The sequence below is a fragment of the Mesorhizobium sp. M1403 genome (assembly GCF_040317695.1).
Taxonomy (GTDB): Bacteria; Pseudomonadota; Alphaproteobacteria; order Rhizobiales; family Rhizobiaceae; genus Mesorhizobium.
Genome location: NZ_JAMYKY010000020.1, coordinates 1 through 25,497 on the forward strand (window position 1 = coordinate 1; position 25,497 = coordinate 25,497).

Here is a 25,497-nt window from a genome sequence, read left to right on the forward strand (position 1 = left end):
CTTCTTCTGTCATGAAACTCTCCAGGCGGCGTGAAACACAGTCGGCGAAGCGTCGCTTCATAGTGGCGGTCGCCGCTGAAAGCAAATACAGCCCGGCAGGACTATCGCGATGCTCGTCGGCACCGAGGACCATAGCGCTGCATCCGCCGTCGTGCGCGTGTTGATCTGCGCGCTGTCGGCCGGGCAAAACGAAGCGCCAAAGATGCTTTGCGTAGGCTTCGGTTCTCGACTTTCGATTTGACCTGCGCCCCGGCCAGCGCGCCCTCGGCGGGCGCTACGAACTCGAATACGGTGGTTGAACCGATGCTGAGCATCGCGGTAATTCAAGCACAAGCTTTGCCTGTTAATCCTGTGGTCACAAACGACCTTGATGGCCAACAATGCGAAACCCGATGTGCGCGCCGCACGGTCTTGAGCTTTTTGCAATTCATCCCTAACCTGGGTCGAACCGCTCAGAAGATGCGCATATCGCCTCGAGCGGGCGCTTGCGGGTTATGATCGTGATGTTGTCTTAGCTACGATGTTTCCCATCCGCTTGGTTAGGCTGTCGAAAAGAAACAATCGCTCTTCGATCACTTACTTCCGGAGCCCGATATCATGATGAAATATCCAGACGTTAAACCAGGTCTTAAAGAAGAAGCGCCCTGGTCTGACAGCCTGACCAGCTACGACCGCCAGCACTTCACGACCTACCTGAGGCTCCTGGATGCAGGTGCCGACGAGGCAAGCTATGAGGAGATGGCGCAGGTCATCCTCGGCATCGATCCGGTGCATGAGCCGGAGCGGGCCCGGAAAACTGTGCGAAGCCATCTCGATCGGGCGAACTGGATGGTGACGACCGGTTACAAGGAATTGTTCGCCGGATGAGGGCGAACAGGCGGCGACACGCTCCGCTTGTCAGATGTGGTTACGGCGTCCGCGACAAGAGGGGTCTGACGGTCGGGGCTGCGGGAATTAGGTTCAAATTGAAAGACCTTAGTTCTTTGCTCCATCATGACGATCGACCAGATGGCCGGCGACCGGTGCGAGCACCAGACCCGCCACGCTGGACGACAGCAACACGAGGTCAACCTCGCCCGACTGGACGAAGGCGAATGCGACACACTGCTCCTGATCGATCCGGATCACTTCTCCTTAATCAACGACAAAACACGGATATTCCAAAAGTGGCCAGGCTTTGGTTCGAATTGCAAAGGCGCTTGGTCCGGCCTTTTTCTTTCGCGCGAGAAACGGGTAAACTGAGGCGACGACGCCCGGCGCTGCTTGGGCGATCTCGCTGCCAGAATTTTGCAATATCGCGTTGCCACTTCGCCGGGTGAAATCACGACCATGATGAGAGCTATCAAGCCGACGTTTAACGTCGCCAGCCCGGCAGGCGGAAAACTGATCCATGGCCGTTTTCTCGACCTGCCATTCTGGCCGGTCATTCGAGGGCGATGGCAATTCGCCGCGTGCTTTTGCCGATATTTCCAAGTGATGTGGAAGAATTGACTATGCTGCAGGCTTGTCGAAGACCATGGGCAACCCACGTTTCGACGCCATCTCGACGACCAACTCTTCGATGGCGTGATCGGAAAGGCGGGTATGCAGTATCGTACAAATCCGTTTAACCAGTCGTGCACCGGCAAAGGCGAGAGATCCTAGGCATCGAGAAGCCGACTGACTTCGATCACAACGTCAGCATCGATGTCGCTCGGCAAATCTCGCATATGCTATCTCCGATCGATGTAAATATTGCCGTCTTCCTGACCGTCGTCGAGTCAAGCAAATGAACGTCGGGGTTGTTTCCCACGACGGCAGGACTCGATGTTCTGCTTCGGCTGCATAATTCGCGGTCATCGCAGCGACGCGTGAAGCTCTGCTTTCCTAAGTCACTTTGGAAGCCATCGAGGCTACTATCATTTGGACCTCAGTCGCTGCGTAGGATTTTCGCTTCTGGCGCCGCTACAACGAAGGCCCGTCTCGCAACCGGCGGCTGAGCTTCACCACTCAGAACCTGAAGACATGCATCCATAGCCAGTTTTCGCTTCTTCGTCTGATAAGGAAAACTCCGCAGCAGGATCGTGGCAGCATCGTTCACATCGAATATCACGCGCTCACGGTCATGCCGGCCAACTTGCACCACCACGGGCCGGACGAACCTGCTCGACATGCAATTACTCTCTCAGCTCCGACCTCGATACGGTCTTCGCGTATCATGACGTGGGGTCGATTTATACATTATTGGCTAGGGTCCGAAGAGAACCTGCAGTTGCTCAATCTCAGCAGGCCGCTATCTGAAATCCCGATGGGTCCCGGTCTTGTTGCGCAAGAAAGCACAGCGGATTTCTGTCGCGTCCGGAAGGTGAAGCGGCGCTTGGTCCTACGGGCGGGCTTTTCTGAAGCCCGAACCTTCCTTCCTGGGTGTCAGCCCTGACGCGGCCGCTGCCGTTGCGCCAGCGCTTCTTTCGGCGCGGATAGGCCGACAGAGGCAGAGGGCGGACGGGATTGCGGGTGGCGGGTGGAGGTCCGGGAGATCGGCTCCCGGCGCCCGCCGCGGAGTTCCAACCATGACACAGATGGAAATTCACACGCCCACACGCAACGAACGTCGAGGCTACAAGGTCGACGTCAGCCGCGGCCAGCGCATCGGCCGGGTGTCGTCGGAGTGGTTTAGCCGCCCGGCCGACGAGCGCTACCTTTCTCTCACCGATCTCCACAATTCGGTGAAATTGCGGTCCGAACGTAGCAAGACGCGCATCGTCGAGAGTGAGCTGATCCGCGTCGAGGCCAGCCGCGACGATCCGGAGCGCCTGAGGTTAATGCTGCCCGATGCGCCTGCCCCAGTTGCCCCCACGCATTGGAGTTTTGGCCAACTCGCCAGCCTGGTAGGTGCACCGGCCACCTATCTGCGCCAGCTTCCGGCCCCGCTCGCGGCGATCAACCTTCAGCACGGTCTCCTCAACCGCCGCGCCGAGCAGGTGAAGATGCTGGAAATCGAGAACGGACGCCTCGAGCTGCGAGCGGTTACAGGTCCGGACTATGGCAGGATTTTCGATGAAGAGCTGATCGCGGCCGTCCAAAAAATCGCCGGCAACGGTACCGGCGACACCCGCTGGAAGATTCCTGGCGTGCTCGACTGGTCAACGGGAATCTACAATCCGAATGTCGACATTTCCAATGCCACGACGACGCTCTATGCGTCCGACCGTGATGTCTTTGTCTTCCTCGTCGACGACCTGAATCCGATCGAAGCCGGCAAGCTGCCCGATGGCTCGCCCGACGTCTTTTTCAGGGGGTTTTATTGCTGGAACTCGGAGGTCGGCGCCCGCACGCTTGGAATCGCCAGCTTCTATCTACGTGCAGTGTGCCAGAATCGTTGCCTCTGGGGCGTGCAGGATTTCCAGGAAATCATTATCCGGCATTCCAAATATGCCGCCTCGCGTTTTGCCCTGGAAGCCGAGCCAGCGCTGATCCAGTTCGCGGAGTCTTCGCCCATGCCGTTCGTCAATGGCATCAAGGCTTCGCGGGAGCGTGTCGTCGCTCGGGACGACGAAGATCGCCAGAGCTTCCTGCGCAAGCGCGGCTTCTCCAAGGCGGATACGACGAAGATCATCGATGCCGTGCTTTCGGAGGAAGGGCACCCGCCCGCCTCGATTTTCGACTTCGTGCAGGGCATTACACGGGTGGCGCGCGACAAGCCGCATCAGGATGTTCGCCTGGAGATGGAGGGCAAGGCCAAGAAGCTTCTCGATCTGGCAGCATGATACTGCAATGCTGCGCGCGGCGGGAGTAGGTAACGTCACCGGGCTGCTGATGCCGCCAGTTTCGAACATGTGCATCGCTGCGGCGCGCAGCACACGGCCTGCGCTGCAGGTCTGGCAAACACATCTATCAGGTCTAGGTGTGCGCTGCACAAAATCGCAATGCTGCTATGCACAATTAATGCTTCTCGGGAGCGTGGAAGGGAGTAGGTTGTCGGTATCAAGTTTCGTCCGGGTCACCTCCTCCCGACCTCGGCGATCAGGGACGGCATTTATTCCTCCCGAATGCTGTCGTCCAAATCAAGCCCGCCGCACCTCCTCCCGCGGCGGGCTTTTTCGTTGTGCGAGCGGCGGCTTCTCGCAGCCCGATTGCAGGAAACGAACGCGGAGGTCCGTCAGTCGGGGAGGTTGAACCGTTCGATGGTGACGGTACGCTCGACATCCACCGTAATCTCCAGCACTTCGTTCCATGCCTCCCCTCCACCAAGCTCGGAAAGGGCGAGAAGGAAGAGCCTGCGCTGGAGATCGAGGCTCATCAGGCCAGGGGCGGTGTTGAAGGCGACGAGCCCGACATGCAGCTCCTCGCGGCGATAGAGGCCGCGAAAGTCGGTCGTGTTGTGCGTGACGAGCACATAGCCGTCATCGACCGCGCGCCGGGTTACCATATGGTCCTTGGCGCCGGCGAGGCCCAGCCAGCGCACATGGCTCGACTCGGGGAAACCCCGTTCGCGCGCCAGTTTCGCAAGCTCTGGGCTCAGGCATTCGTCGATCAGGAATTTCACGAAACGGCCGGCAGATCGTCGAGACGGATTGTGCGTTTCGATTTCGCCGCCGTGCTGCGCCACGCCGGCTTGACCGGCGGACGGCCACGCCGCGGGTAGGCGAGCGCATAGTCGGCCGCGAGCCTGATCCGGTCGAGAGTCAGTTGCGGATAGGCGGCACGGATCGCGTCGGCCGTGTCGCCGTTGGCGAGCATGTCGGCAACGTCATGAACAAGCACGCGTGTTCCCACAAAGGCCGGCTGACCGCTAAGTACCGCTGGATCGCGCGCCACCATCGCCTTTGCTTTCCTCAGCCGGCTGAGGCCGGCCCTTACCCCGGCGGTGATCGGCTTCAGGTCGACCTTAAGGGGATCGTCCGCGACCACGGGCGTAGCATCATCGGCAATGGCGTGCTCGACGATCCGCCGCCGCGCGGCCGGCGTCAGCGTCTCCGCCGTCAGCCAGGCGAGGCGTAGGCCGACGAGACCCGCTCCGACGATGACGCGGCTGCCGCGGCGCGTCTCGACACGGCCGCGCAGCAATCCTGCATCGATGATGCGATGCACCTGCTTGAGCGGCACCTGCGTTACCGCCGCCGCCTCATTGGCGGTGAGCACTTCGCTGCTAAACCCCGGCATGACAATAATCCTTCCACATTCGTGGAAGATATATAGTCATTCTGCCTTCCGCAGTCCAGCGAAGCTTTGCGGCAGCCGGCGGCGTCCGTGCCAGACGCCCGACGGGAGGCAGAGGGGGGAGGGGAGGTTTCCTGACGGGCTTGGAGGTTCGGGGAGAGGCCCCGGACCGTCCGTCATGGAGAACCTGACCATGGCAAAGAACGCCATTCAGAAGATCGCGATGAACGCCGCGGAGAATATTCCCTATGACAAGCTAATGCTGTCGCAGAAAAATGTTCGGCGCATCAAGGACGGCGTGTCAATCGAGCAATTGGCCGAAGACATCGGACGGCGAAAGCTGATCCAGAGCCTGAACGTCCGGCCCATGCTCGACGGCGAGGGCGAGGAGACCGGCACGTTCGAGGTGCCCGCCGGCGGGCGGCGTTATCTGGCGCTCGGCATCCTCATCAAGCAGAAGCGCCTGGCCAAGAACGAGCCAATCCCCTGCATCGTCAACCGCAGGCAGGAGACCTCGGCCGAAGAGGACTCGCTTGCCGAAAACCTGCGGCGCGCCGACCTGCACCCACTCGACCAGTTCCGGGCCTTCAAGACGCTCCGCGATCAGGGCCTCGATCCGGAGGAGATCGGCGCACGCTTCTTCGTATCGCCGGCGACGGTGAGGCAGCGCCTGCGATTGGCATCGGTGTCCCCGATGCTGCTCGACCTCTACGAGAAGGACGAAATCCGGCTCGAACAGATCATGGCGTTTTCGATCTCGGACGATCACGCGCGCCAGGAGCAGGTCTGGGAGCGGATTTCCAGCTCGCACATGCAGGAACCTTATTACATCAGGCGTCTGCTGACGGAGACCACGGTCCGGGCCGATGATCGCCGGGCCGTCTATGTCGGCGCCGAAGCCTATGAAGCAGCTGGCGGCGTCATCCTGCGCGATCTCTTCGAGCAGGACTCCGGTGGCTGGTTCCAGGATGCGGCGCTCCTCGAGCAGCTTGTCTTCGACAGGCTGAAGGTGGATGCCGAGGCGATCCGCGCCGAAGGCTGGAAATGGGTCGAGGCGGCGATCAGCTTTCCCTATGGCCACACCTCCGGCATGCGGCGCATCTACGCCGAGGCGCAGGAGCTCAGCGCCGAGGAGATCGAACGCTACGACGCGCTGAAGGCCGAATACGACAAGCTGGATGCGGACTATGCCCAGGCCGAGAATGCCGACGAAGCAATCGAGGCGAAGCTCGACCAACTGGGTGCCGAGCTCGATGCGATCGATGATCGTCCTCAAAGCTACGATCCCGCCCAGAAGGCCATTGCCGGTGTGTTCGTTACGCTTGCCGCGAACGGCAAGCTCCAGGTCGACGCCGGTTTCGTGCGGCCCGAGGACGAGCCGCGGACCGAAACTGGCGACGTCGATGAGCGCGAGGAAGGGGGCGCCGACGGCGGAACCCGATCCAATGGCGACGATGGCGAAGGTATTGTCGTCAACGGCGAGCCGGTGGGTGACGGCTCTGGCGACGACGGCGAGGACGATTGCATCAAGCCGCTGCCCGATCGGCTCGTTTTCGACCTGACCGCGCAGCGGACCCTGGCGCTACGCAACGCGCTCGCCGGTGACGTCGACATCGCCATCGTCGCCGCACTCCATGCCTTCGTCCTGCAGGTCTTCTATCGCTTCGCGCCGGACACGTGCCTGGAGATCAGCCTGAAGAGCGGCAGCTTCAGCCAGGTCGATGGTCTTGCCGAGACATCCTGGGCCAAGGAGATCGCCGAGCGGCACGAAGCCTGGGACCGCGATCTGCCCGATGAAGCGGAAGGCCTGTGGGACTTCCTGCTCGGCCTCGACGAAGCAAGCCGCAAGGCGCTGTTCGCGCACTGCGTCTCGCTGACCCTCAATGCGGTGGTCGAACCCTGGAACAGGCGAGCGAAGGCGCTCGAGCATGCAGACCTGCTTGGACGTTCGCTCCAGTTTGACATGGTCGACGCCGGCTGGACGCCTACCGTTGAGTTCCTCGGGCGGCTCACCAAGGCGCGGATTCTACAGGCTGTCCGCGAAGCTCGTGGCGCAGACTCCGCGCAGCTGATCGACCACATGAAGAAGGACAGCATGGCGCGTGAGGCCGCCCGTCTTCTCGAAGGATCGAACTGGCTGCCCGAGCCGCTGCGCCTTGAGATTGATGAAGTGGCTACCGATGCTGGCGACGCGGTCGCCGGCGACAGGTCGGACGAGGCGGCTATCGACGGCGATGCCGCCGAGCTGCCGGCCTTCCTCGCCGACGATGCGGATCCGTCCTCCGATGAGCCGGTGACCATCGACGGCGACGAAGCAGATCACCTCCAGGCCGCCGAATAATCGGCCTCCCGCTCGGCACGGGTCCGGCACCTCCACCGGACTCATTCATTTCCAACTCACTCTCAAGTCCGGGATCGCCATGGCGATCCCGGACGCTTTCGTTTGATGGAGATCCGCATGTTGGCCTGGTAAAGAAGCTGTTCGTACGACGAGCAGCAGAAGAGACATTTCCACGCGACAGCCCGTTCACGGCTGAAGAAACTCGCCGTCGAACTTGCCCTGCCGCAGGGAAGCTTAGACCTGCGCTCAAACAAGGCGGGCATAGCCGTTTCCGGTGAAATTACCCTGCACCATGACCGCGCCTACATTCAGGTCGGCCAGTTCGGGCTGTCCTCAGGTCACGGCATCCTGATCAGGACCTGCACGGGGCGCAAGGACTATACCGGCGGGGCCAACCACTTCGTCGCACTCAGCATGCTCGAGGACATTCCGGCGCTCGCGGCGGCCGTCCGCGCCATCACTGGCGTCGGTCGTCAGAATCCGTTCCAATCCCACGCCGCATGACATTCCGCAACAGCCGCCAAAGCCAAGTCAACAGCCTGTCGGCCGGGAGCGACCCCGCCGGAGCCGGTGGGCCGAAGATCGCGGCAAACGCACGCTCATTACGCCGGAAGGCATGATGCTGTCTTCAAGCTGCTCGATGATCTGTCGGATCTCGAGATCGACGAGTTCCTGTCCAAAGTGCGATTGCGTCAGAGCTGACGAAGGAAGGCGACGATGGGCACCTATAAGAACCGCGCCTCGGCGGCGAAACGTCTCCTCACGGTGACTGACCTTGGCTCAGTGGATGCACCCGCGTACGGCGCATCCTCAAGCTGTTGAGCCAAACATCGACGAGGTCTTCGTGGTCAAGAAAGCCACGCTCCAGGGTCGGACCTCTATCCGCAACACCAGCCTGCATCCCGGTATCCAACATGCGAGTCCGTATGGCCAACTGCCAGGAGGATATAAGCATCCGGCCCTCAGCAAAACTTCAGGTCAGTGCCTACCATGCGGGAGGTACCCGGCATTGCGTAAAGCGCCGATGAACAGGCAGGCCGGGCCGGCGATACTCGTCTTGGCCTGCATCGATAGCGGAAGGGTGTTCCAGTCCTCCAAGGGAGCGATAAAGCTGGAGAAAGTGCCATTGACCATGCAATGGCTGGTCAACAAGCCTTGCTTGTCCAGCACCAGAACGCCTGTCTGATCGCTAGGATAGCGGATGGCGGCGACCCGCTGAAGTTCCATGTCGCCATCGATTCGCAAATTGAAAAGCAGTACGCCGTGGCTTCGGTTGGCGATTTCTGAGACTTTTTCCGTGAAAGGTACAGTAAGCGCACGAACGCTTTCGACTGCCATCCCGAAAACAAGCGCGTCCAGCTCATCCGCCGCCATGAGAAGATTAGTTCCCAAGAAAATTTGGATTGCAATCGCTCCAGCCGGATTGTGCACAGTCATCGCGCGCCGCTGGCTAGACGCCTGAGCATCGCGTGTATGGATGCAGCTCTGAAGATCCACCTCTCAGTAGGCATGTTTGCCCCCGCTGATTGAGCCGGTCGCCTAAGGCCCATGACACATCGCTTGCTCGTTGCGTCGCTTCTCCGATAAAGCACGGCGAGAGCGACAGATACCTTCGCGTCGGATACTCGCAAAAACGAACAGCGACTTGGCTTGCAAGTCGTCCTCACATCAAGGAACAGACTATGAAGCGCCAGATCCGGCCATTTGTTGTGGAAGTGAAACAGAAGCACGGCAAGCAAAAGTCAAGCCATTCGATCTGGGGTGGTCTCGACCTGTCCAAAATTGTCACGGAAATGACGCAGCCGGCTGACGGTGCTCAGTTGCCAAATTCAGAGGTCATTGACTTCAGTATAAGAGCCATTGATGCTGAAGGAGGGGATAAACCAAAAGCGGAGCATATCATGGCCGATTTTCAGGACGCTCAGACTGTTCAGACGACAGTAGCGCCAGCCAAAGTGGAAGTGCCTGAATCCAAGAAGAAAATTCCGCGAGCAAAGAAAGCGAAGGCAGAGCTCGCAAAGCCGGCCCGCAGGAACGGGGCGAAGCCAGCGCCCCAGGCCGCTGAATCTCCGTTAGCAGTCAAGACCACCCGCAAGACATATTCCGAGAAGGAACGCGCCCAGAAGCTTGACCAGATCGAGAAATCGATCGCTGGCGGCGCGACCAGCAAGATTGCGGTCGGCCAGGCCGGCATATCCGAGCAGACCTACTATTATTGGAAAAGAGCTGCCGCACCTTCTTCAGAAAGTGGTGATCTCCGCGATCTTGTCGCACTCGAAGAAGAAAACAAGCGCCTCAAGAACCTGCTTGCCGACCGTCTGCGCAAGGAAAATGCCGAGCTCAAGAAAAAGCTGGGCCTGGCCTAAGGCATACTGAAGCATCGACGGAAATTCCGCCGACGCTCAGAGCGGTAGCGGCGGCATATCGCCTCCGCCGACACGCCACACCCAGGAGCCGATCTCCGGACGCGTGGCGATCATTTCGTCGAGCGACGCCTCGAACGCTTCGTCCGCACCGGCCGGAACGACAAAGAGCGCTATCGGCTCGTCCCTGTTCTGAAGCAATGCGTTGGCGATCGGCTGGTCGGGTTGCAGGTCAAAGCGCAATCCCTTCACGCTCTTCTCACGAAGGCGGGCGAGCCCATCGACGAGCCTTTTCTCCGGGACCGTCTCGTAGGGAATCCAGTTTTCGGACACCACCATCAACGCGACCTCCTCGACAATGGCGAGGCCGGCCGGGTTCAGTCCGAACGTCGCGATCGTCATGAGATGCGAGCTGGAATCCGCTGCCCACAACGACAATTCTTTCTCAAATCGCACCTGCAAGCGGCGATGCAATGCATCTTCGATCATGAAGGGAAAACCGGGCAAATGCCTGATGACGAGTTTCTGACCGGAGCGGGCGGGCACGATCTCCTTCACCTCGCCGACCAGGACGAGCAACTTTCGGGGACCGGATTTCGGCGGGAGCGCCGTGCCGAGAACCGCGTTGCGACGCTGTTCGATGGCTTCCTTGTTCTCGGCGCGAAACGGCTCGGGCACGAACAGGATATCCGCGAGCGGTCCGCCCCTCACCGTCATTTGCCCGGCAGCCTCGAGCAGATGCCAGCGGACATTCCACCAATGTCGCTTGCCGGCCCATCGGGATGTCCAGACCGTCAGTTCGGCCTCGTGCCAGAGATAATGAAGCAGGCCACGCAGCGACATCCCCCTGGGATCGGCGGTTACGCTGGCGGAACTTTGCCCCGCAGGCACGGACGCTGCCCGGCTCCCCGTCTTGGACAGGCTGAAGTCCAATTTGAGGGCCGCCATGCCGCTTTGCGGATCGAGCTGTATGGCGCTGCCCATCAAGGCGCCCAGACCGGACAGTTCGTAAGGTGATTCATAGGAATCACAGGATGGATCATGTCCGCCGCCGCTCAGCGGCATGCGCTTGATCAGGTGAAGGTCGCCGATGCGGGCGATATACATCGGGCAGCCTGGCTCGCGGCACAGGCACAGCGGACGCTCGGTGCGGGCATAGGCGCTCGCCAACGCCGCCTGCAGGTCAGGCGCTGCCCCCTCGTAAACCTCACTGCCAATTCTGAACCGTCGCATCACCTCCGCCGCTCCAGGTCGCCGCCGCATCCCTGTGCGCGCATTCAAGTCATGGCTTTGCGCAGAGCGCAACCCATTTGGTGCATCGGCGCCAGAGGCAGAGGGGAGCCGGGAGGAATGCGGCCCGGCTGGCGCGCAGAGAGTGTCGGCGCGGGCGCCTCTCCCCTCTCGCGAAGGACATCTCCATGAACATCGTTTCGACCACAGCTGCCGCTCCCCTCGACGCGCCGAGGCACGTCCCCATCAACAACGCCCAGGCGATCTATCAGGCGGCAATGCGGCTTCTGCCGTTCCTCGAGCAGGGCAAGTCTGTCACCACTGCGGAACTGCGCACCACCATGACGACAAGTTTTGGCGGCAGCGATGCGCAAGGGTTCTGGGTCTGGAAAGACGCCTATGAGGCGCTCGAAACCGCCCAGGTGCTGTTTCTGCGCCGGTTCGGAGCAGCGATCCTGTCCCGGTCCACCACGCCGCAGGCGACGCTGGCGATGATGAAGCGCATCGCCGAACTTCTTCCCACTCATACGCGACGGTCCGACGAGAGCCAGGCCATGCAGCAGCTCTCCACGCCCTTGCCGCTGGCCTTCGTCACGGCGCACGCCGCGGCGATCTCATCTTGCGACCTCGTTCTCGAACCCTCGGCCGGCACCGGTCTGCTCGCCGTCCATGCCGAGATGGCGCGCGCCTCGATCGCTCTCAACGAGCTTTCAGCGACACGCGCCGATCTCCTCGGCCTTCTGTTCCCGCGCGTTCCCGTCTCGCGGCACGACGCCGCCCATATCGACGATCATCTCGACGCGGCCATGGAGCCGTCCGTCGTGCTGATGAATCCACCCTTCAGCGTCGGCGCATATGTCGACGGCCATGTCGCCGATGCCGCATGGCGGCACCTCTCTTCCGCATTCGCACGCCTGCTTCCGGGCGGACGCCTCGTTGCCGTCACCGGCTCCGGGCTGTCTCCCGAAAACTCCAAATGGCGGCCGGCCTTCGAACGGTTGCAGCAGCAGGGCACCACCGTCTTCACCGCAGCGATCGACGGCCGTGTGTACGCCCGCCATGGGACGACGGCTGAGACCCGCTTGACCATCATCGACAAAGTTCCTGCTAACGACCCAACCAGCTTCTCCGGCTCGCCGGGCAAGGCCACGGATGTCGAAACGCTGCTCTCCTGGATCACGGATCTGCCGCCCCGGACACCGGGCGGCTTTCCGAACTCGACCGGTACATTGTCCAACGGCATCGTGCGCAATGCCGCCATGCACATGGGTGCCCAATCGGGAGCGAGAGCCGCACCCCTCGGTGCCTCAACGGCTGCTCCGAAGGCCATCCAATCGGTCGGCCCGACTGCGCGGGCGAAGCCCGCCCGCCAGGTCATGGCAAACAGCACGCCGGCTGTCCCCCTCGCCTATGAGCTGCGCGACTGGATGCCGGAGGAGGGCGGCCGGCTCACCGACACGATCTACGAACCCTATGCGCTCCAGTCGATTGACATTCCCCGCGCGAAACCGCATCCGACGTCGCTCGTGCAGTCGGCCGCAATGGCCGCCGTCGCGCCGCCAAAGCCTTCCTATCGGCCGCTTCTTCCTGATGCGATCATCGACGAGGGCCTGCTGTCAGACGCCCAACTCGAAAGCGTCATCTATGCCGGCGAAGCCCATTGCGGCCATCTCACCGGCGCCTGGACTGTTGACGAGACCTGCGATGTCGTCTCCGCCGCGCCAGAAGGTGCTGAGAACGCGGTCCGCTTCCGCCGCGGATGGTTTTTGGGTGACGGAACCGGCTGCGGCAAGGGACGGCAGGTCGCCGGCATCATCCTCGACAATTGGCTACAGGGCCGCCGCCGTGCGATCTGGATTTCCAAGTCGGACAAATTGCTGGAAGACGCCCAGCGCGATTGGGCAGCACTCGGCCAGGAAAAACTTCTCGTGCAGCCACTCTCGCGCTATCGGCAGGGCACGCCGATCCGCCTTGCCGAGGGCATCCTGTTCACGACCTACGCGACCCTGCGCTCGCAAGAGCGGGAGGGCAAGAAATCCCGGATCGCCCAGATACTCGACTGGGTCGGCCAAGAGGCCAGGAGGGACGAAGGCCCGACGGGGAACAGAGGAAACTTGGCGGGGAGGCCCGAAAGCCAGACAGGGATTAAAGAAAGCCAGACAGGGATTGGAGAAAACCCGTCGGGGGCAAAAAAATCTTTCGATGGCGTCATCGTCTTCGACGAGGCCCACGCCATGGCCAATGCCGCTGGCGGCAAAAGCGAGCGTGGCGACGTCGCGCCCTCGCAGCAGGGCAAGGCGGGACTGCGGCTGCAGCACGCGCTGCCCGATGCCCGCATTGTCTACGTCTCCGCGACCGGTGCGACCGCCGTCGAGAACCTCGCCTATGCGCAACGTCTCGGCATCTGGGGCAGCGAGGATTTTCCATTCGCCAACCGTGCCGAATTCGTCGCCGCGATCGAGGACGGCGGTGTCGCGGCGATGGAAGTGCTCGCCCGCGATCTCAAGTCGCTCGGCCTCTATACGGCGCGTTCGCTCTCCTATGACGGCGTCGAATACCACCTCCTCGAGCATGCGCTGACCGAGGAGCAGATCCGCATCTACAACGCCTATGCAGACGCCTTCCAGGTCATCCACAACAACCTGACCGCCGCACTCGAGGCCACCAACATCACCAGCGAGGCCGGCACGCTGAACCGCAACGCAAAATCGGCGGCGCGCTCAGCCTTTGAAAGTACCAAGCAACGCTTTTTCTCGCATTTGATCACCTCGATGATGACGCCGACCCTGATCGGCGCGATCGAGCAGGACCTCGCCGACGGGCATGCGGCAGTCGTGCAGATCGTCTCGACCAGCGAGGCGCTGATGGAACGACGGCTTGCCGAGATCCCCACCGAGGAATGGTCGGACCTGCATGTCGACATCACGCCGCGCGAGTATGTCGGCGGGTACTTGATGCATTCCTTCCCGACCCAACTGTTCGAGGAGTATTCCGACGCGGAGGGCAACGTCTACTCGCGGCCTGTCCACGACGAAGATGGCAACCCGGTCCAGTGCCGCGAGGCGGTTCGCCGGCGCGGCGAGATGATCGAAAAACTCGCATCGCTACCGCCGGTCGGCAGCGCCCTCGACCAGATCATCCATCATTTTGGCACAGACACCGTCGCCGAGGTGACCGGCCGCTCGCGCCGCATCGTCGAGAAGACCGGCCGCGACGGCATCGACCGGCTGGCCGTGGAAAACCGCCCTGGCTCGGCCAATCTCGCCGAGTCCCAGAGTTTTATGGATGACGACAAGCGCGTGTTGATCTTTTCGGATGCTGGCGGCACCGGCCGCTCCTATCATGCCGATCTTGGAGTCAGGAACCAGAGGCTGCGCAAACACTATCTGCTCGAGGCTGGCTGGCGCGCCGACAACGCCATCCAGGGTCTCGGACGGACCCACCGCACAAACCAGAAGCAACCGCCGCTGTTCCGACCCATGGCCGCCAATGTGAGGGCCGGCAAACGCTTCCTGTCGACGATCGCCAGGCGGCTCGACACGCTGGGCGCGATCACTCGCGGTCAGCGCCAGACCGGCGGGGCAGGTCTGTTTCGTGCCGAAGACAATCTGGAAAGCCCCTATGCCCGCGCAGCGCTGCGGCAGTTCTATTATCTGCTGCACCAGGGCAAGATCGAGGGCTGCTCACTCACGACCTTCGAAGCGGTAACTGGGCTGTCGCTGACCACCGAGGAGGGCGGCCTGCGCGATGAACTGCCGCCGATCACGACCTGGCTCAACCGCCTGCTCGCGCTGCGCATCGAAACCCAGAATCTGCTGTTCGAGGTATTCGAGCAGCTGATGGCGGGAAGAATAGAAGGCGCCATCGCCGCCGGCAACTACGACAAGGGCCTGGAGACCATCACGGCGGAGAGCATCGTCGTCACCGGTCGCCGCACCGTCTACGCGCACCCAGTCTCGGGCGCGCAGTCGCATGTGCTGACCGTCGCGCGCAAGGACCGTATCCGGCCGCTCGGCCTGGTCGACGCGCTGGCCATCGTCCGGGCGGAGCCCCAATCGGTTCTGCTGGTGAACGCCCGGTCCAGCCGTGCGGCGATCCGGCTGCCGACGGCGAGCTTGATGCTCGACGACGGCACGATAGAACACCGCGTGCGGCTGCTGCGGCCGACCGACGAGCTGCGCTTCGGTCTCGACGCCCTTGCCGAAACCCACTGGCAGCCGACCGACCGAAACCTGTTCCGCGAGCTTTGGCAGGCAGAAATCGACGCCGTCCCGGAGTTCACCACCAGCACTTTCCACATCGTGACGGGTCTGCTGTTGCCGATCTGGCGGCGGTTGCCAGACCATGATTGTCAGGTCTACCGGATCCAGACCGATGCCGGCGAACGCATCATCGGGCGTCACATCGCCCCGACGCTTGTCGCCACCATGTTCCGCAATCTGGGGCTCGACGATGTACCCAAGCTCGCGCCGGAAGATGCCTGGACCGGGCTTGTCGACGGACGGATCGGACTGCAACTCGCCGATGGCCTGATTCTGCGCCGCGGCCGCGTCATGAACGACTACCGTGTCGAATTGATCGGCTTCACCGACGCCATGGTTCCGCGGCTGAAGGCGCTGGGGCTGATCTCCGAGATCATCTCCTGGAAGCTCCGGCTGTTCATCCCGACGTCCGCGCAAGGGTCTGCCATCCTCGCCGCGCTCCTCGACCGCCATACGCTGGTTGGCGTCACCGACCGCACCTCGGCGGCTTGAGGGAGGGGATGATGACCGGCTCGGCCTCAGAGCTGGCACGCCGCCTTGGCGATCATGCCGAGGCGGTGTGCCGGGAATATCTCTCCAACGGCCATCGCTCCGGCAATTACTGGATGGTCGGCGATGTCCGCAACACGCGCGGCCGTTCCATGCATGTGCGGCTGAAAGCCAACGCGAAAGGCCCGGCGGGTAGGTGGGTCGACGAGGCGACGTCTGAGTTTGGCGATCTGCTCGATGTCATCCGAGAAAGCTGCGGTCTTGTTGATTTCCGTGACGTCGCGGATGAAGCGCGTCGCTTCCTCTCCGTGCCGCTGCCACCGCCCCACGCTCCTGGCGCGCAACGCCAGCCTGCCGCGGCACCCGGCTCGCCTGACGCGGCGCGTCGCCTGTTCGCCATGTCGCAGCCGATCGCCGGCACGTTGGCCGAACGATACCTCGCCGGCCGCGGCATCCTGCTTTCCGCGCATGAGCGTGCCGTGCGCTTCCATCCCGGCTGCTACTACCGGGATCTCGTGACGGGCGAGACGCAGACCCTACCTGCGCTCATTGCCGCTGTCACCAGCCTCGACGGGCGTATCACCGGCCTACAACGCACCTGGCTTGATCCTTCGGGTCAGGGCAAGGCGCAACTCGCGGATCCACGCCGTTCGCTGGGGAATCTCCTTGGCAACGGCATCTGGCTTGGCCACCAGCCCGGTGCGCCCGTCTCGGTCATGGCCGCCGGCGAGGGGTTCGAGACGATGGCGTCGCTTAAGGTGGTGATGCCGGCGCTGCCGGTTGCCGCCGCCACTTCGGCCAATCACCTCGCCGGCCTGACCTTCCCGCTTGGCTGCCGTCGCCTCTATATCGCGGCCGATGCCGATGCCGCCGGCCGGCACGGCATCGAGCGTCTCAGCCAGCGAGCCGGCCAAGCCGGGATCCTCGCCCTGGTGTTGCGGCCGCAGCTCGGCGATTTCAACGACGACCTGCGTCATCTCGGCCCGGCCCATCTCGCAGCATGGCTCAGTGACCAGCTCGTCCCGGAGGATGCCCGTCTCTTCCTGCCGCCCGGATGAATGGGTCGGGCCGGCACGCAGGCCGGCGCGGCGTCGCCGGACAGCCTGCAGACATAGCGGCGGTCCACCGGAGAAGCCGCGCCCGCGGCCTGCCTGAGAGGCGACCCCTGCCACCCCCCGGTCACGGCCGCAACGGCTGCGCCGTCCTCCGCTCGCGCTCCGGCCTTCGGTGCGGCCGCGCCCGGCGCGCGGCCGGGATGCGCTGTCAGGCCGCGATAGGCGCGGCATAGCCGACGGAGACACCGCCATGACCTACGAGCTTCCTCTCGACGACGCCTACGAGCCCTACCACGCCTCCTCGCCGACCGACCGCGTCCTCCTCGAACTGCAGATGTACGGCCATCGCCCGCATCAGGACGAACCTGATCCTCGGCCACTTCCCGACGACGAAGTGATCCGGGCCGGCCTCGCCGGGATCGTCGAGACCTTCGCCGGCATGCTTGGCGACACCAGGCTCGAACCCGATCTCGACGACCTGCTCTGGTCCTTCGTAAACGTCTTCCACCGTGCCGCCGAGCGCGTCGCCCGCAGCCTCGACCGCAACGAGGAGGCGCAGCGTTCGAGCCAGCAGGAGCAGGACGGCTCGGAGGTGAAGTCCGTCGAGCTGGAACGGCTGACCGCGGAAGGCATCACCTATATCGAGCGCCGCAACGTGCTCGAAATCATGCGCGATGAGGCCGCCGACCTCTACGAAGCACAAACCGGATCGGCATGGCGGCCGCGCACCGGCTCCAAGGTCTCTCATCAGGCGATGACCGCGTCGGTGATCGACTCCAGAGACTTCCTCGCCGCCCGCCGCCACGCCGAATCCGAGGTGCTCGTCCCGGCCGGCACCAAGATCGCCTTCGCCGGCGGCCTCGACTGCAACGATCACGACCGGATCTGGGAGGCGCTCGACAAGGCCCGCGAGAAGCATCCCGACATGGTGCTGCTCCACGGCGGCAGCCCGCGCGGCGCCGAGCGCATCGCCGCCTGCTGGGCCGAGAGCCGCAAGGTCACCCAGATCGCCTTCAAGCCGGACTGGAACCGGCACGCCAAGGCGGCTCCGTTCCGCCGCAACGACCAGCTTCTCTCCGTGGTGCCCTACGGCCTGATCGTCTTTCCCGGCTCCGGCATCACCGACAACCTTGCCGACAAGGCCCGTCGGCTCGGCATCCCCGTCTGGCGGTTCGCGGAGGGAGGCGCGTGAGCGCCGTTTTCTTGCAAATCAAGAAAATCTAGATAATATGGAGATCGATAAGGAGTCCAGCCATGCGTCAGTTCACGACGGGGGATCTCAACAAACAGGTTGGCGACGTCACCGACGTTGCCAGCCGCGAACCCGTTATTCTTACCAAGCACCGCAAACCCCGGTTCGTGTTGATGAGTTACGAACACTACGAACGGATGCGCATCGGCGGCGATCCCCGCCGCGCATACCATGTCTCCGAGATGCCGGAGGAACACACGGAACTCTTCGTCGCCGAGATCGATCGACTAGCGCGCGGGAAAGGATACGATGATGAGCGGTAGATTTCTGCCTGGTCAGGATCGCGGCGCGCAGCTGCTCGGCCTGTCGCGCACGGAGCTCATGCGGCGTGCAGCACTCCAGGAGGCGCAGGCGGCCATCCTCACGAAACCGTCATCCGCGTGTTCCCGGAAGCCTATGACGCCTTCATGCAGGCGATCTCGGCCCCGGCCGGTGCGCCTCCGCTGAAGGCGGACGAGCGGCTGCGTCGGTCCCCGCCCTGGGACCGCTAGCTGGCGCTTTCAGGGATCGAACTCCTCGACGACGCGCCGGCCGGCCGCCCGATCCGATTCCCGGGCTGCTGATCGGACAACTCGCCGTCGACAACCGCTATGCCGGACAAGGCATCGGCAGCGGCCTGGTCAAGGACGCGCTGCATCGCTGCGTCGCCGGCGCCGACATCGTCGGCGGTCGCGCGGTGGTGGTGCGTGCGATCAACGCTCAGGCCGAGCGCAACTGGCAAAGCTGGGGCTTCATTTCCGCGCGAGACAATCCGTCGGGTGCTCATGCACTCGATCCAGGACGTGAGCCCTCTGGCTGGCCGACAAAGGCCACTAGCTCGACGCGCGTAGCGCCTCCGGCCGCGGCAGGGTCCGGGCGCGCCGGCCTGCGGCCGGCCGGGCTCTAATCGCGGCGTCCCACCGCTCCCCGAGCCGGCTTCGCCGTCTCGGCCTTCGGGTGACGATCCCTCGCGCAGGGCCAGAGGGAGAGGGCGGCCGGCGCGGGGCGGGGGACGCTGGAGAGAAGGGAAAGTCACCATGTCGATGATATTCGTAGGTGGATCACGCGAGATATTCGAGCTGCCGGAACCTGCTATCACTCGCATCGGCGCAATCGTGGCTGCCGAGCACGGCGTGCTGATTGGCGACGCGCCCGGAGCCAATGCCGAGGCGCAGGGCCTGCTCGCTGGCTACGGCTACGAACATGTCGGGGTCTTTCATGCCGGCAAGGAACCTCGCAACAATCTGGGCGACTGGGCTGCCTACCAGGTCCCGTCTCCTGAAGGCGCTCACGGGTATTGGTTCCACGCCGCCAAGGACCGGGAGATGACACGGCGCGCCGACTTTGGCATGATGGTCTGGGACGGCGCATCACCCGCGACCGCCGTCAACGTGCTTCGGCTCGCCATCGCGAACAAGCCGTGCGTCATTTACGATCTGGCCAAGGGCAGCATGGCGACTACCTACAATGTGCAAGACTGGTGCGCCATGCTTCATCACGCCGGTCCGGACATTCGTCGCCAAGCCGAAGCCCGCATGATGCCGGACGAACGTCTGGCGTTGCCAGGATGATTACGCGCGGATCCGCCGACAGCCCGCCGGGTCCCATCCGATAGGCTGGATCCGGCCCCGCGCTGCCAACTCCACTTTTATGGACGGCCGGAGCCGGCCCCTTTCGAGACCGGCCCACGCGCAGAGCCGCGGGGCGTTGTGCAGGATGTCTTCTTGACCTGTCTCGCATCTGCGGGTGTAAGCGTGCCGAACATCCTGCCTTGCCCGGTCATCCAACTTGGTTGCGAGGCATCGCCACCGATTGGGGGAGTTCGCTGCCAGCCCACTCCGATCTCGATACCGCTGTTCCGCCATTCGGGAAGGCGGTTCACGCGCCATGCTGCTGTTCGAGGTATTGACGACGTAGGCGACATGACCCGAGAGGCTGCAGCCTGTTCCTGCGATCCGGCAGCGTTGCGTCGGCGGTCAAGCGATGGCGGCCTGAGTTCTTGTCCATCTGCCGCATCCGGGGCCATTCCCGTTTCATGTCGCCTTTGTAGACGACCGCCTGCTTTGTGCGGTCAACCCCCGTTGGGGGTACACTCGGCGAAAATTCTGGAAAATTCGATTTCTGTTTTTTGTTTGCGGACAGGCGAAGGGCCTGCCCGCTGTTTTTCGGCAAATAGAATTTTCCAGAATTTTCGCCGAGATGACCGCAGCAGGACGGTCCTCTCCTTTGGCGCCATCGGGAATGGCCCCGATGCAACCGAAGGAGAACTACCATGGCCACCACGATCGCAAACCTCACCACCAAGGCCGACGGCTCGATGGAAGGCGTCTTTGCCACGCTCCGGGTCAACGCCCCGATCACGCTGATCCCGAACACCAACAAGTCGCGCGAGGACGCGCCCGACTACCGGATCGTCAACAAGCGCACGGGCTTCGAGATCGGAGCCGGCTGGCACCGCACCTCCCAGCGTTCCGGCGAAGAGTACCTCTCGGTCAAGCTGGAAGCCCCCGAGATCGGCGTCATCTTCGGCAATCTCGCTCCCGCCCCGGGCGGCGAGGAAAACAAGAAGGTCATCCTCTGGAACAACCCCCATTGAGGCATCGGTGGCCGGCCCCGCAAGGGGCCGGCTCCCCACCGGCAAAAGGAGGTTGCAATGAGCCGCTACACCATCACTGTCACTGGCACCGTCACCGGACAGGTCCGCTCGGATCCAGACGCTGTCATCGGCTACGATCCACCACTTCGGACCTACTTCCTGCAAGCGTTCCCGCACGAAGAAACCGACGAGCCCGGTCTTTGGCTCGGCACCCACGATCGCGCGTTCGAAACGCTTGAGGATCTTCACCGCGCAGCCATCTCACACGGCTACGACTTCATGCCGCTGTCGCCCAAATTGGCCGCAAAGCTGGTCGACGACAAAGCGGCAGCCAGCGGGCGTCCGGAGCGGGACGGTATCCTCGGTCAACTGCTGAAACACCTCAACCAACCCAAGTAGGCAAGACGTCCCAGGGCCCGCGACGGAGTGTTCCGTCGCGGGCCCTTTTTTTGCGCGTCGCAAAAGAGCCACGAACATCACCCGCTACAGCAAGAGACAGCGACTCCAAACCGCCGGTCATTCCTTCGGCAGTTTGTGCTTATGAATGCGGATATAGTCCTGGATGGCCTTTCGCAGCAGTTCGGTCATGCTGTGCCCGTTGCTGATCGCCAGCAACTTGAACTGGCGCTGCTCCACGGCCGTCAAATAGTAGCCGCAGCGGATCATCTCCTCCTCGCGTATCTTCTTTCCGGCGATGGGGTCCTTTTTCTGACCCTGCCGCAGCAGCTTGCGGAAATCGGGCCCGACCGCCGGGGACGGCTTTGTCGGTTCGTGCATCTGTGGCGCAGCTTGCTCCTTGGTCCCTGACGTCTCGGCCTTCGGCGGGATGAACATACTGGGCAGCGCCGGCGGCTGCGTGGAGATGGCCTTCATCATGCGGGCCTTCTTGTCGTCACCGGGTTTCGGTGCGGTTTCTTCACTCATGCCGCGTTCCTTGTGGCTTCGATGAAGGTTTGCAGAAGGTCGTCGAAGACCCCTTCGCTCTCGGCAATCGCCTTCGTGTCAGGCACCTCGGGGCTGTAAAGGGTCTGCCCGGTCTGAAGGTCGCGGTAGGCAACGCGATTGTGCAGGACGTGTTCTGCAATGGGCGTGCCGTTGGCCTGGATGATCGCGCGCAGTTCGGTCAGGGCTCGCGCCCTGCCATCGATGATGGTCTGCTTGGTCAGCACGAATATCGCAGGCAGCGGTCTACCCCGGCTCTCGACCGCCAGCGGGATGTAGTGGTCGGTGATCTGGATGGCGGCGGTCACATCATCGAGGGCAAAATAGACCGGCACGACGACAATGTCGGCCGCGAAGAGCCCGGCCATGAGGTTGTCATTTGTGGTGCCTTCCGTATCGATCAAGACGACCGAGCGTTCACCGTTGTAGATGGCTGCGGCGTCGAGGATTTCCTGCGGGGTCATCGCGCTCACCATCTGGAGCCTGTCAAGACGATTGCCAGCTTCGCCCAGCATCTGGAACCAGCGGTTCATGTTCTGCCGCCGGTCGCCGTCGATAAGAGTGACCGAATAGCCCCGATGCAGCGCGACGGATGCGAGGGTGCGCAGCATCGTCGATTTGCCAGTGCCGCCCTTTGGGATCGCAGCGGAGATGATCATGGGGCCTCCTTCCGGCGTTGTGTCCTTGTTTCCATGTTAACATGGAAACAAATCATCATGGATACATGAAACAAAATCACGGTCAAAACATGGAGCCATTGTCGACGGGGAGAACCGGTTTGGCAACCCAGGCGCGCATCGACAAGGGCTCGCTAAAGGTGCAGTTTTTGCGCAGCTGCTATCAGGTCCGGTGGCCCATCGACTGCGCATTCCGGCTTGCGCATCAGAGGGCTGATGTTTCCATGTTAACATGGAAACAAGTTGTCAACGCATCATAGACACATCGCATCAAATGACGGTGAGAACATTGTTGACCGGACCTGCCAATGACAACTGGGTTGGAGGAAAAGGAACGTCGGCTTTTTCCTTTCCCCCTTATCCTTGGCAGGATAGCCTATTTTGTGATACACACAAAATAGGCGGCGCGGCCCTGTCGGGCCTTAGCGCCCGCAAGCGGGCTTGAGAGATGGATGCAGGCGCCCAGAAAGCAGCGGTACAGAACGCGTCACGACGCTACGGCGAGGTGACGCACATCCGGTTTTCGGCTGACGAGCTGGCCAACCTTAAAGCCATTGCGGAGCGAGACGGCGTTACCGTCAGCGAGGTCGTCCGGCGTCTGGTGCGGGCAGAGGTCGGGCATCTGCCTATCGCATCAGAGGCGTTGCGGCCGGCGATCGTAGACATGACCGATCAGCTGCGGCGCGTTGGCATCAATTTCAATCAGGCCGTGCGCGCCATGAACGACGGCCGTGTTGCCCACGATGAGGATCTTGAACAGGCGCTGGTCGCCGTGGGCAACCTGGTGCGGCAGTTTCGCGAGGAACTGAAGGCGATGACTGGCGGGTCACGCAAGGCGAGGGAGGCCAGGCCATGAGCGGTCGTCTTGCTGGCTACGCGGCCGAAATCGAACGCTATCTGCGGGGCGAGTCCGGCGTGAAGCGTGAGGAGCTCGACGACGACAAGTCCGGGACGGGCGTCCGACGCGCGGCCGGTGAATTCCAGGTGATGAAGAGTTATGAGCGGACCGGTGGCGGCGGACGCCTCGGGCAAGGAGGCGGCTCGACGGCAGGTGGCGGCAGGAGCGCCCATTGTTCGTCGCCGGGAGGATTGGGGGCGGCGGGGAGCTCCATGTCCAGCAGGGCACCGAAGTCCACTGCTGCTGCGAGTTCGCCCAAGGCCGCTAGCGCGCCGATCATGATCTATGGCGTCACGCTCGCCGGTTTCCGGCCGGAAGAGGAGGAGGAAGACTGGAAGCGGCGCGGCGGCGGTGGTCGTGGTGCTGTTCGTCCGAGCGGTACGGCACGAGCGGCGCGGACGGGCTATCAGGCGCGGGCCGTGGCGGCACGGGCAGGCTATGCGGCGGGCGCGCAGCCTGCCGTGTTCAAGGTCATGCCCAATCCGCCATCGACCAAGGAAGCTGCCGCCCGGCTGCTCAATTACATCGGGAAGCGCGAGGACGAAAAAGGCGAGAAACACGACATCGAGATTTTCGACGAGGACGGGCAGGTGCTTGCGACAGGTGCCGCAAGAAAGGCGTTCCTGGAATCGTTTTGCGAGACGTTCGAACCGCCCTTGGAAAACACCAATTTTATCGAGGTTCGCTTCGATCTCGCTAGCGAGGTCACCGATGCCGCCTTGAGCGAGGCGTTGAGCAAGGCCTTCGGGGCAAAACCGTTCATCTATGCGCAGGATGGACAGACGGTGGAGGTTTACGCGCATACCGATGAGCGGGCCGGACCGCTTGCCAAGGTGCTCGCCGGCGGTCGGGAAAAAAATTCGCGCAGCAAGGCGCTCGACAAGATCGAAGCGCGCCTGTCTGAAGCCATGGGCGAGGCGGGGGTGGTCGCCAAGGCAGAGGTAACGGCGGCTGTGAGCCGTGAACCCAAAGCGAAATATTTCCTGCAGAAGTTCATCCGCACCCACAGCCACATCCGCCACGCAAATGGCGAGCCTGTGCCTGCTGTGAAAAGCTCCACCAAGGCGGCGGCTTCGATCTATGAACAATGGCGCCCGCAGTTTTCGGGGCGTGAGCGGCGCAATGCCTATCACCTGCTTTTCTCGGCAAGAGCCGGCACCGATGCCAACGCCGTCATGGCTGCGGCGCGCGCCGTGCTCGAGGAGCGAGCGCCAGGATACACGTTCGTCCTGGCGCATCACAAGGACACCAAGCACGTCCATATCCATGCAATGGTGCAGGCAAGGTCAGCCGACGGCGAGCGCCTGAAATTCTACAAGCCAGATCTGGTCGCCTGGCGCGAGACTTTTGCTGAAAAGGCACGCGAGAACGGCATTGCGATGGTGGCGACGCGGCGCATGGACCATGCGATGACGCGTCCGTTCACGAAGGAGCATGCCGGAGCCTACAGCCGCGCCCAGAGCGATCCGCGCTACCAGGTCAGCGCCAGGACGATCGAGCGGGTGGAGGCCAAGCGGCAACGCCGTTTGGATGGGCAATCCCTTGTCGTGAACGGCGATGCTATCGCTGCCGCATGGCAAAAGACTGTGACGACGATGCGGGCCGCGGGCGTAGTCGGTCAGGCTCTCACGGCAGCGGAGTCGATCGGCAACAATTTTCTGCAGTTCCGTCGCGACCGGACAGGGGAGGGGCAGCCAGGTCCTGCCGCGGGTCGCGGAGCTGATCAATCGGGGCAAAAGTCTTTCCTGTCCCATCCCGGTATGAGAGAATTGAATGCACTGCTAGGAGATTTGAACATGGCGCAAACCCCCTTGGAAATGCGGCGTCAGATGGCCCGCGTCAATCAGGCTCTGGACAACATGCGCGAGACGCTGCCGCCGGCCCATCAAGGACAGTTCGAACAGTATCGTGAAGAGGTGAACGACAAGATGCACGACCGTCTCGCGCGGCTACAATTCGAGCGGCAGCAGCAGCGTCGTGGTGGTGGCGGTGGCGAGCCGATCCCCGAGCGCGAGCCGCGAGGGCGAGACCTTTCAACTCGAGACGATCCCCGCGAGCCGGAGCAGCCGCGCACCGGCACCGAGCAGGAGAAGGTGGCAGCCAAGCAGAAGGACGCCAACAAACAGAAGGCACGGCAGTCGGAAGAGCAGGACCGCAAGACCCAGCGCTCAAATGATAACGATTACGAGCGCTGAGCCGAGCTCACTGCCGCCTGCGGCTAAAGAGACCGAGAGTGTTAGTGACCTCATGTGCCGAGGCCCATTTGGCGCCTAC

23 protein-coding genes are annotated in these 25,497 nt (G+C 62.7%); 13 read left to right on the plus strand and 10 right to left on the minus strand.

Annotation, left to right across the window (positions count from 1 at the left end):
• Positions 1 to 600: 600 nt before the first annotated feature.
• Positions 601 to 867, plus strand: a complete 267-nt coding sequence (locus NKH01_RS25610; RefSeq protein ID WP_352843566.1) for a DNA -binding domain-containing protein — start codon at positions 601 to 603, stop codon at positions 865 to 867.
• Between the two features lie 108 nt (positions 868 to 975).
• Here the strand turns inward: NKH01_RS25610 and NKH01_RS25615 are convergent, their stop codons facing one another.
• From NKH01_RS25615 to NKH01_RS25625, 3 genes are all read right to left on the minus strand, one after another.
• On the minus strand, positions 976 to 1,128 hold the full coding sequence (locus NKH01_RS25615; protein ID WP_352595477.1) for a hypothetical protein: 153 nt from the start codon (positions 1,126 to 1,128) through the stop codon (positions 976 to 978).
• 6 nt (positions 1,129 to 1,134) lie between these two features.
• Positions 1,135 to 1,392, minus strand: a complete 258-nt coding sequence (locus NKH01_RS25620; RefSeq protein WP_352595478.1) for a hypothetical protein — start codon at positions 1,390 to 1,392, stop codon at positions 1,135 to 1,137.
• A gap of 517 nt (positions 1,393 to 1,909) precedes the next feature.
• Positions 1,910 to 2,152 carry a DUF982 domain-containing protein gene (locus tag NKH01_RS25625; RefSeq protein WP_352784847.1) on the minus strand — a complete coding sequence of 81 codons (243 nt, stop codon included), beginning with the start codon at positions 2,150 to 2,152 and terminating at the stop codon, positions 1,910 to 1,912.
• 397 nt (positions 2,153 to 2,549) lie between these two features.
• On the opposite strand from NKH01_RS25625, the gene NKH01_RS25630 reads away from it, so the two are divergent.
• Positions 2,550 to 3,746, plus strand: a complete 1,197-nt coding sequence (locus tag NKH01_RS25630; protein WP_353023003.1) for a DUF932 domain-containing protein — start codon at positions 2,550 to 2,552, stop codon at positions 3,744 to 3,746.
• A gap of 392 nt (positions 3,747 to 4,138) precedes the next feature.
• On the opposite strand, the gene NKH01_RS25635 is transcribed toward NKH01_RS25630, so the two are convergent.
• Together NKH01_RS25635 and NKH01_RS25640 are read right to left on the minus strand one after the other, a co-directional pair.
• Positions 4,139 to 4,525 (minus strand): DUF5615 family PIN-like protein, encoded by a 387-nt coding sequence (locus NKH01_RS25635; RefSeq protein WP_352451766.1) that lies wholly within the window; start codon positions 4,523 to 4,525, stop codon positions 4,139 to 4,141.
• Positions 4,522 to 5,142 (minus strand): DUF433 domain-containing protein, encoded by a 621-nt coding sequence (locus NKH01_RS25640; RefSeq protein WP_352496762.1) that lies wholly within the window; start codon positions 5,140 to 5,142, stop codon positions 4,522 to 4,524. The genes NKH01_RS25635 and NKH01_RS25640 overlap by 4 nt, the downstream gene beginning before the upstream one ends.
• 190 nt (positions 5,143 to 5,332) lie before the next feature.
• Between NKH01_RS25640 and NKH01_RS25645 the strand changes: the two genes are divergently transcribed.
• Positions 5,333 to 7,480: a ParB/RepB/Spo0J family partition protein gene (locus NKH01_RS25645; protein ID WP_353023005.1), complete on the plus strand. Its 2,148-nt coding sequence runs from the start codon at positions 5,333 to 5,335 to the stop codon at positions 7,478 to 7,480.
• A gap of 978 nt (positions 7,481 to 8,458) precedes the next feature.
• Here NKH01_RS25645 and NKH01_RS25650 read toward each other — a convergent pair.
• Complete coding sequence (locus NKH01_RS25650) at positions 8,459 to 8,917, minus strand: hypothetical protein (protein WP_353023006.1); 459 nt, start codon at positions 8,915 to 8,917, stop codon at positions 8,459 to 8,461.
• Between the two features lie 245 nt (positions 8,918 to 9,162).
• Between NKH01_RS25650 and NKH01_RS25655 the strand changes: the two genes are divergently transcribed.
• Positions 9,163 to 9,846 carry a transposase gene (locus NKH01_RS25655; RefSeq protein ID WP_352509832.1) on the plus strand — a complete coding sequence of 228 codons (684 nt, stop codon included), beginning with the start codon at positions 9,163 to 9,165 and terminating at the stop codon, positions 9,844 to 9,846.
• A gap of 36 nt (positions 9,847 to 9,882) precedes the next feature.
• On the opposite strand, the gene NKH01_RS25660 is transcribed toward NKH01_RS25655, so the two are convergent.
• A complete protein-coding gene (locus NKH01_RS25660) occupies positions 9,883 to 11,076 on the minus strand; it encodes a DUF1173 domain-containing protein (RefSeq protein ID WP_353023007.1) in 1,194 nt (397 codons plus the stop codon).
• Positions 11,077 to 11,261: 185 nt separating this feature from the next.
• On the opposite strand from NKH01_RS25660, the gene NKH01_RS25665 reads away from it, so the two are divergent.
• From NKH01_RS25665 to NKH01_RS25680, 4 genes are all read left to right on the plus strand, one after another.
• Positions 11,262 to 15,827 (plus strand): strawberry notch-like NTP hydrolase domain-containing protein, encoded by a 4,566-nt coding sequence (locus tag NKH01_RS25665; protein ID WP_353023009.1) that lies wholly within the window; start codon positions 11,262 to 11,264, stop codon positions 15,825 to 15,827.
• A gap of 11 nt (positions 15,828 to 15,838) precedes the next feature.
• Positions 15,839 to 16,882: a DUF7146 domain-containing protein gene (locus NKH01_RS25670; RefSeq protein WP_353023010.1), complete on the plus strand. Its 1,044-nt coding sequence runs from the start codon at positions 15,839 to 15,841 to the stop codon at positions 16,880 to 16,882.
• Positions 16,883 to 17,129: 247 nt separating this feature from the next.
• Positions 17,130 to 18,071, plus strand: coding sequence for a DUF2493 domain-containing protein (locus tag NKH01_RS25675; protein ID WP_353023011.1), 942 nt, complete (start codon positions 17,130 to 17,132; stop codon positions 18,069 to 18,071).
• Between the two features lie 62 nt (positions 18,072 to 18,133).
• Entirely contained in the window at positions 18,134 to 18,394 is a 261-nt protein-coding gene (locus tag NKH01_RS25680) for a type II toxin-antitoxin system prevent-host-death family antitoxin (RefSeq protein WP_353023012.1), read from the plus strand.
• Positions 18,395 to 18,618: 224 nt separating this feature from the next.
• Here NKH01_RS25680 and NKH01_RS25685 read toward each other — a convergent pair whose 3' ends face one another.
• Positions 18,619 to 18,897: a hypothetical protein gene (locus tag NKH01_RS25685; RefSeq protein WP_353023014.1), complete on the minus strand. Its 279-nt coding sequence runs from the start codon at positions 18,895 to 18,897 to the stop codon at positions 18,619 to 18,621.
• A gap of 250 nt (positions 18,898 to 19,147) precedes the next feature.
• Between NKH01_RS25685 and NKH01_RS25690 the strand changes: the two genes are divergently transcribed.
• From NKH01_RS25690 to NKH01_RS25700, 3 genes are all read left to right on the plus strand, one after another.
• Complete coding sequence (locus NKH01_RS25690; RefSeq protein WP_353023016.1) at positions 19,148 to 19,681, plus strand: hypothetical protein; 534 nt, start codon at positions 19,148 to 19,150, stop codon at positions 19,679 to 19,681.
• A gap of 701 nt (positions 19,682 to 20,382) precedes the next feature.
• The gene (locus NKH01_RS25695; protein WP_353023017.1) at positions 20,383 to 20,706 is read left to right on the plus strand and encodes a DUF736 domain-containing protein; all 324 of its coding nucleotides are present in this window, start codon (positions 20,383 to 20,385) and stop codon (positions 20,704 to 20,706) included.
• 57 nt (positions 20,707 to 20,763) lie between these two features.
• A complete protein-coding gene (locus NKH01_RS25700; protein ID WP_352518110.1) occupies positions 20,764 to 21,105 on the plus strand; it encodes a hypothetical protein in 342 nt (113 codons plus the stop codon).
• A gap of 117 nt (positions 21,106 to 21,222) precedes the next feature.
• Here the strand turns inward: NKH01_RS25700 and NKH01_RS25705 are convergent, their stop codons facing one another.
• Both NKH01_RS25705 and NKH01_RS25710 read right to left on the minus strand, forming a co-directional pair.
• Positions 21,223 to 21,630 (minus strand): hypothetical protein, encoded by a 408-nt coding sequence (locus NKH01_RS25705; protein WP_353023018.1) that lies wholly within the window; start codon positions 21,628 to 21,630, stop codon positions 21,223 to 21,225.
• Positions 21,627 to 22,307 carry a nucleotide-binding protein gene (locus NKH01_RS25710; protein ID WP_353023020.1) on the minus strand — a complete coding sequence of 227 codons (681 nt, stop codon included), beginning with the start codon at positions 22,305 to 22,307 and terminating at the stop codon, positions 21,627 to 21,629. Before NKH01_RS25710 ends, NKH01_RS25705 begins: the two co-directional genes overlap by 4 nt.
• 466 nt (positions 22,308 to 22,773) lie before the next feature.
• Between NKH01_RS25710 and NKH01_RS25715 the strand changes: the two genes are divergently transcribed.
• Complete coding sequence (locus NKH01_RS25715; protein WP_023723225.1) at positions 22,774 to 23,181, plus strand: hypothetical protein; 408 nt, start codon at positions 22,774 to 22,776, stop codon at positions 23,179 to 23,181.
• The gene (locus tag NKH01_RS25720; protein ID WP_353023021.1) at positions 23,178 to 25,418 is read left to right on the plus strand and encodes a relaxase/mobilization nuclease domain-containing protein; all 2,241 of its coding nucleotides are present in this window, start codon (positions 23,178 to 23,180) and stop codon (positions 25,416 to 25,418) included. Before NKH01_RS25715 ends, NKH01_RS25720 begins: the two co-directional genes overlap by 4 nt.
• The last annotated feature ends 79 nt before the right edge of the window (positions 25,419 to 25,497 follow it).

Coding starts and splice junctions, on each gene's coding strand:
- NKH01_RS25610 (WP_352843566.1), top strand. CDS start 601: ATGAAATATCCAGACGTTAAACCAGGTCTTAAAGAAGAAGCGCCCTGG.
- NKH01_RS25620 (WP_352595478.1), bottom strand. CDS start 1,392: ATGGATCAGTTTTCCGCCTGCCGGGCTGGCGACGTTAAACGTCGGCTT.
- NKH01_RS25625 (WP_352784847.1), bottom strand. CDS start 2,152: ATGTCGAGCAGGTTCGTCCGGCCCGTGGTGGTGCAAGTTGGCCGGCAT.
- NKH01_RS25630 (WP_353023003.1), top strand. CDS start 2,550: ATGACACAGATGGAAATTCACACGCCCACACGCAACGAACGTCGAGGC.
- NKH01_RS25640 (WP_352496762.1), bottom strand. CDS start 5,142: ATGCCGGGGTTTAGCAGCGAAGTGCTCACCGCCAATGAGGCGGCGGCG.
- NKH01_RS25645 (WP_353023005.1), top strand. CDS start 5,333: ATGGCAAAGAACGCCATTCAGAAGATCGCGATGAACGCCGCGGAGAAT.
- NKH01_RS25650 (WP_353023006.1), bottom strand. CDS start 8,917: ATGACTGTGCACAATCCGGCTGGAGCGATTGCAATCCAAATTTTCTTG.
- NKH01_RS25655 (WP_352509832.1), top strand. CDS start 9,163: ATGAAGCGCCAGATCCGGCCATTTGTTGTGGAAGTGAAACAGAAGCAC.
- NKH01_RS25660 (WP_353023007.1), bottom strand. CDS start 11,076: ATGCGACGGTTCAGAATTGGCAGTGAGGTTTACGAGGGGGCAGCGCCT.
- NKH01_RS25665 (WP_353023009.1), top strand. CDS start 11,262: ATGAACATCGTTTCGACCACAGCTGCCGCTCCCCTCGACGCGCCGAGG.
- NKH01_RS25670 (WP_353023010.1), top strand. CDS start 15,839: ATGACCGGCTCGGCCTCAGAGCTGGCACGCCGCCTTGGCGATCATGCC.
- NKH01_RS25675 (WP_353023011.1), top strand. CDS start 17,130: ATGACCTACGAGCTTCCTCTCGACGACGCCTACGAGCCCTACCACGCC.
- NKH01_RS25680 (WP_353023012.1), top strand. CDS start 18,134: ATGCGTCAGTTCACGACGGGGGATCTCAACAAACAGGTTGGCGACGTC.
- NKH01_RS25685 (WP_353023014.1), bottom strand. CDS start 18,897: ATGAGCACCCGACGGATTGTCTCGCGCGGAAATGAAGCCCCAGCTTTG.
- NKH01_RS25690 (WP_353023016.1), top strand. CDS start 19,148: ATGTCGATGATATTCGTAGGTGGATCACGCGAGATATTCGAGCTGCCG.
- NKH01_RS25695 (WP_353023017.1), top strand. CDS start 20,383: ATGGCCACCACGATCGCAAACCTCACCACCAAGGCCGACGGCTCGATG.
- NKH01_RS25700 (WP_352518110.1), top strand. CDS start 20,764: ATGAGCCGCTACACCATCACTGTCACTGGCACCGTCACCGGACAGGTC.
- NKH01_RS25705 (WP_353023018.1), bottom strand. CDS start 21,630: ATGAGTGAAGAAACCGCACCGAAACCCGGTGACGACAAGAAGGCCCGC.
- NKH01_RS25710 (WP_353023020.1), bottom strand. CDS start 22,307: ATGATCATCTCCGCTGCGATCCCAAAGGGCGGCACTGGCAAATCGACG.
- NKH01_RS25715 (WP_023723225.1), top strand. CDS start 22,774: ATGGATGCAGGCGCCCAGAAAGCAGCGGTACAGAACGCGTCACGACGC.
- NKH01_RS25720 (WP_353023021.1), top strand. CDS start 23,178: ATGAGCGGTCGTCTTGCTGGCTACGCGGCCGAAATCGAACGCTATCTG.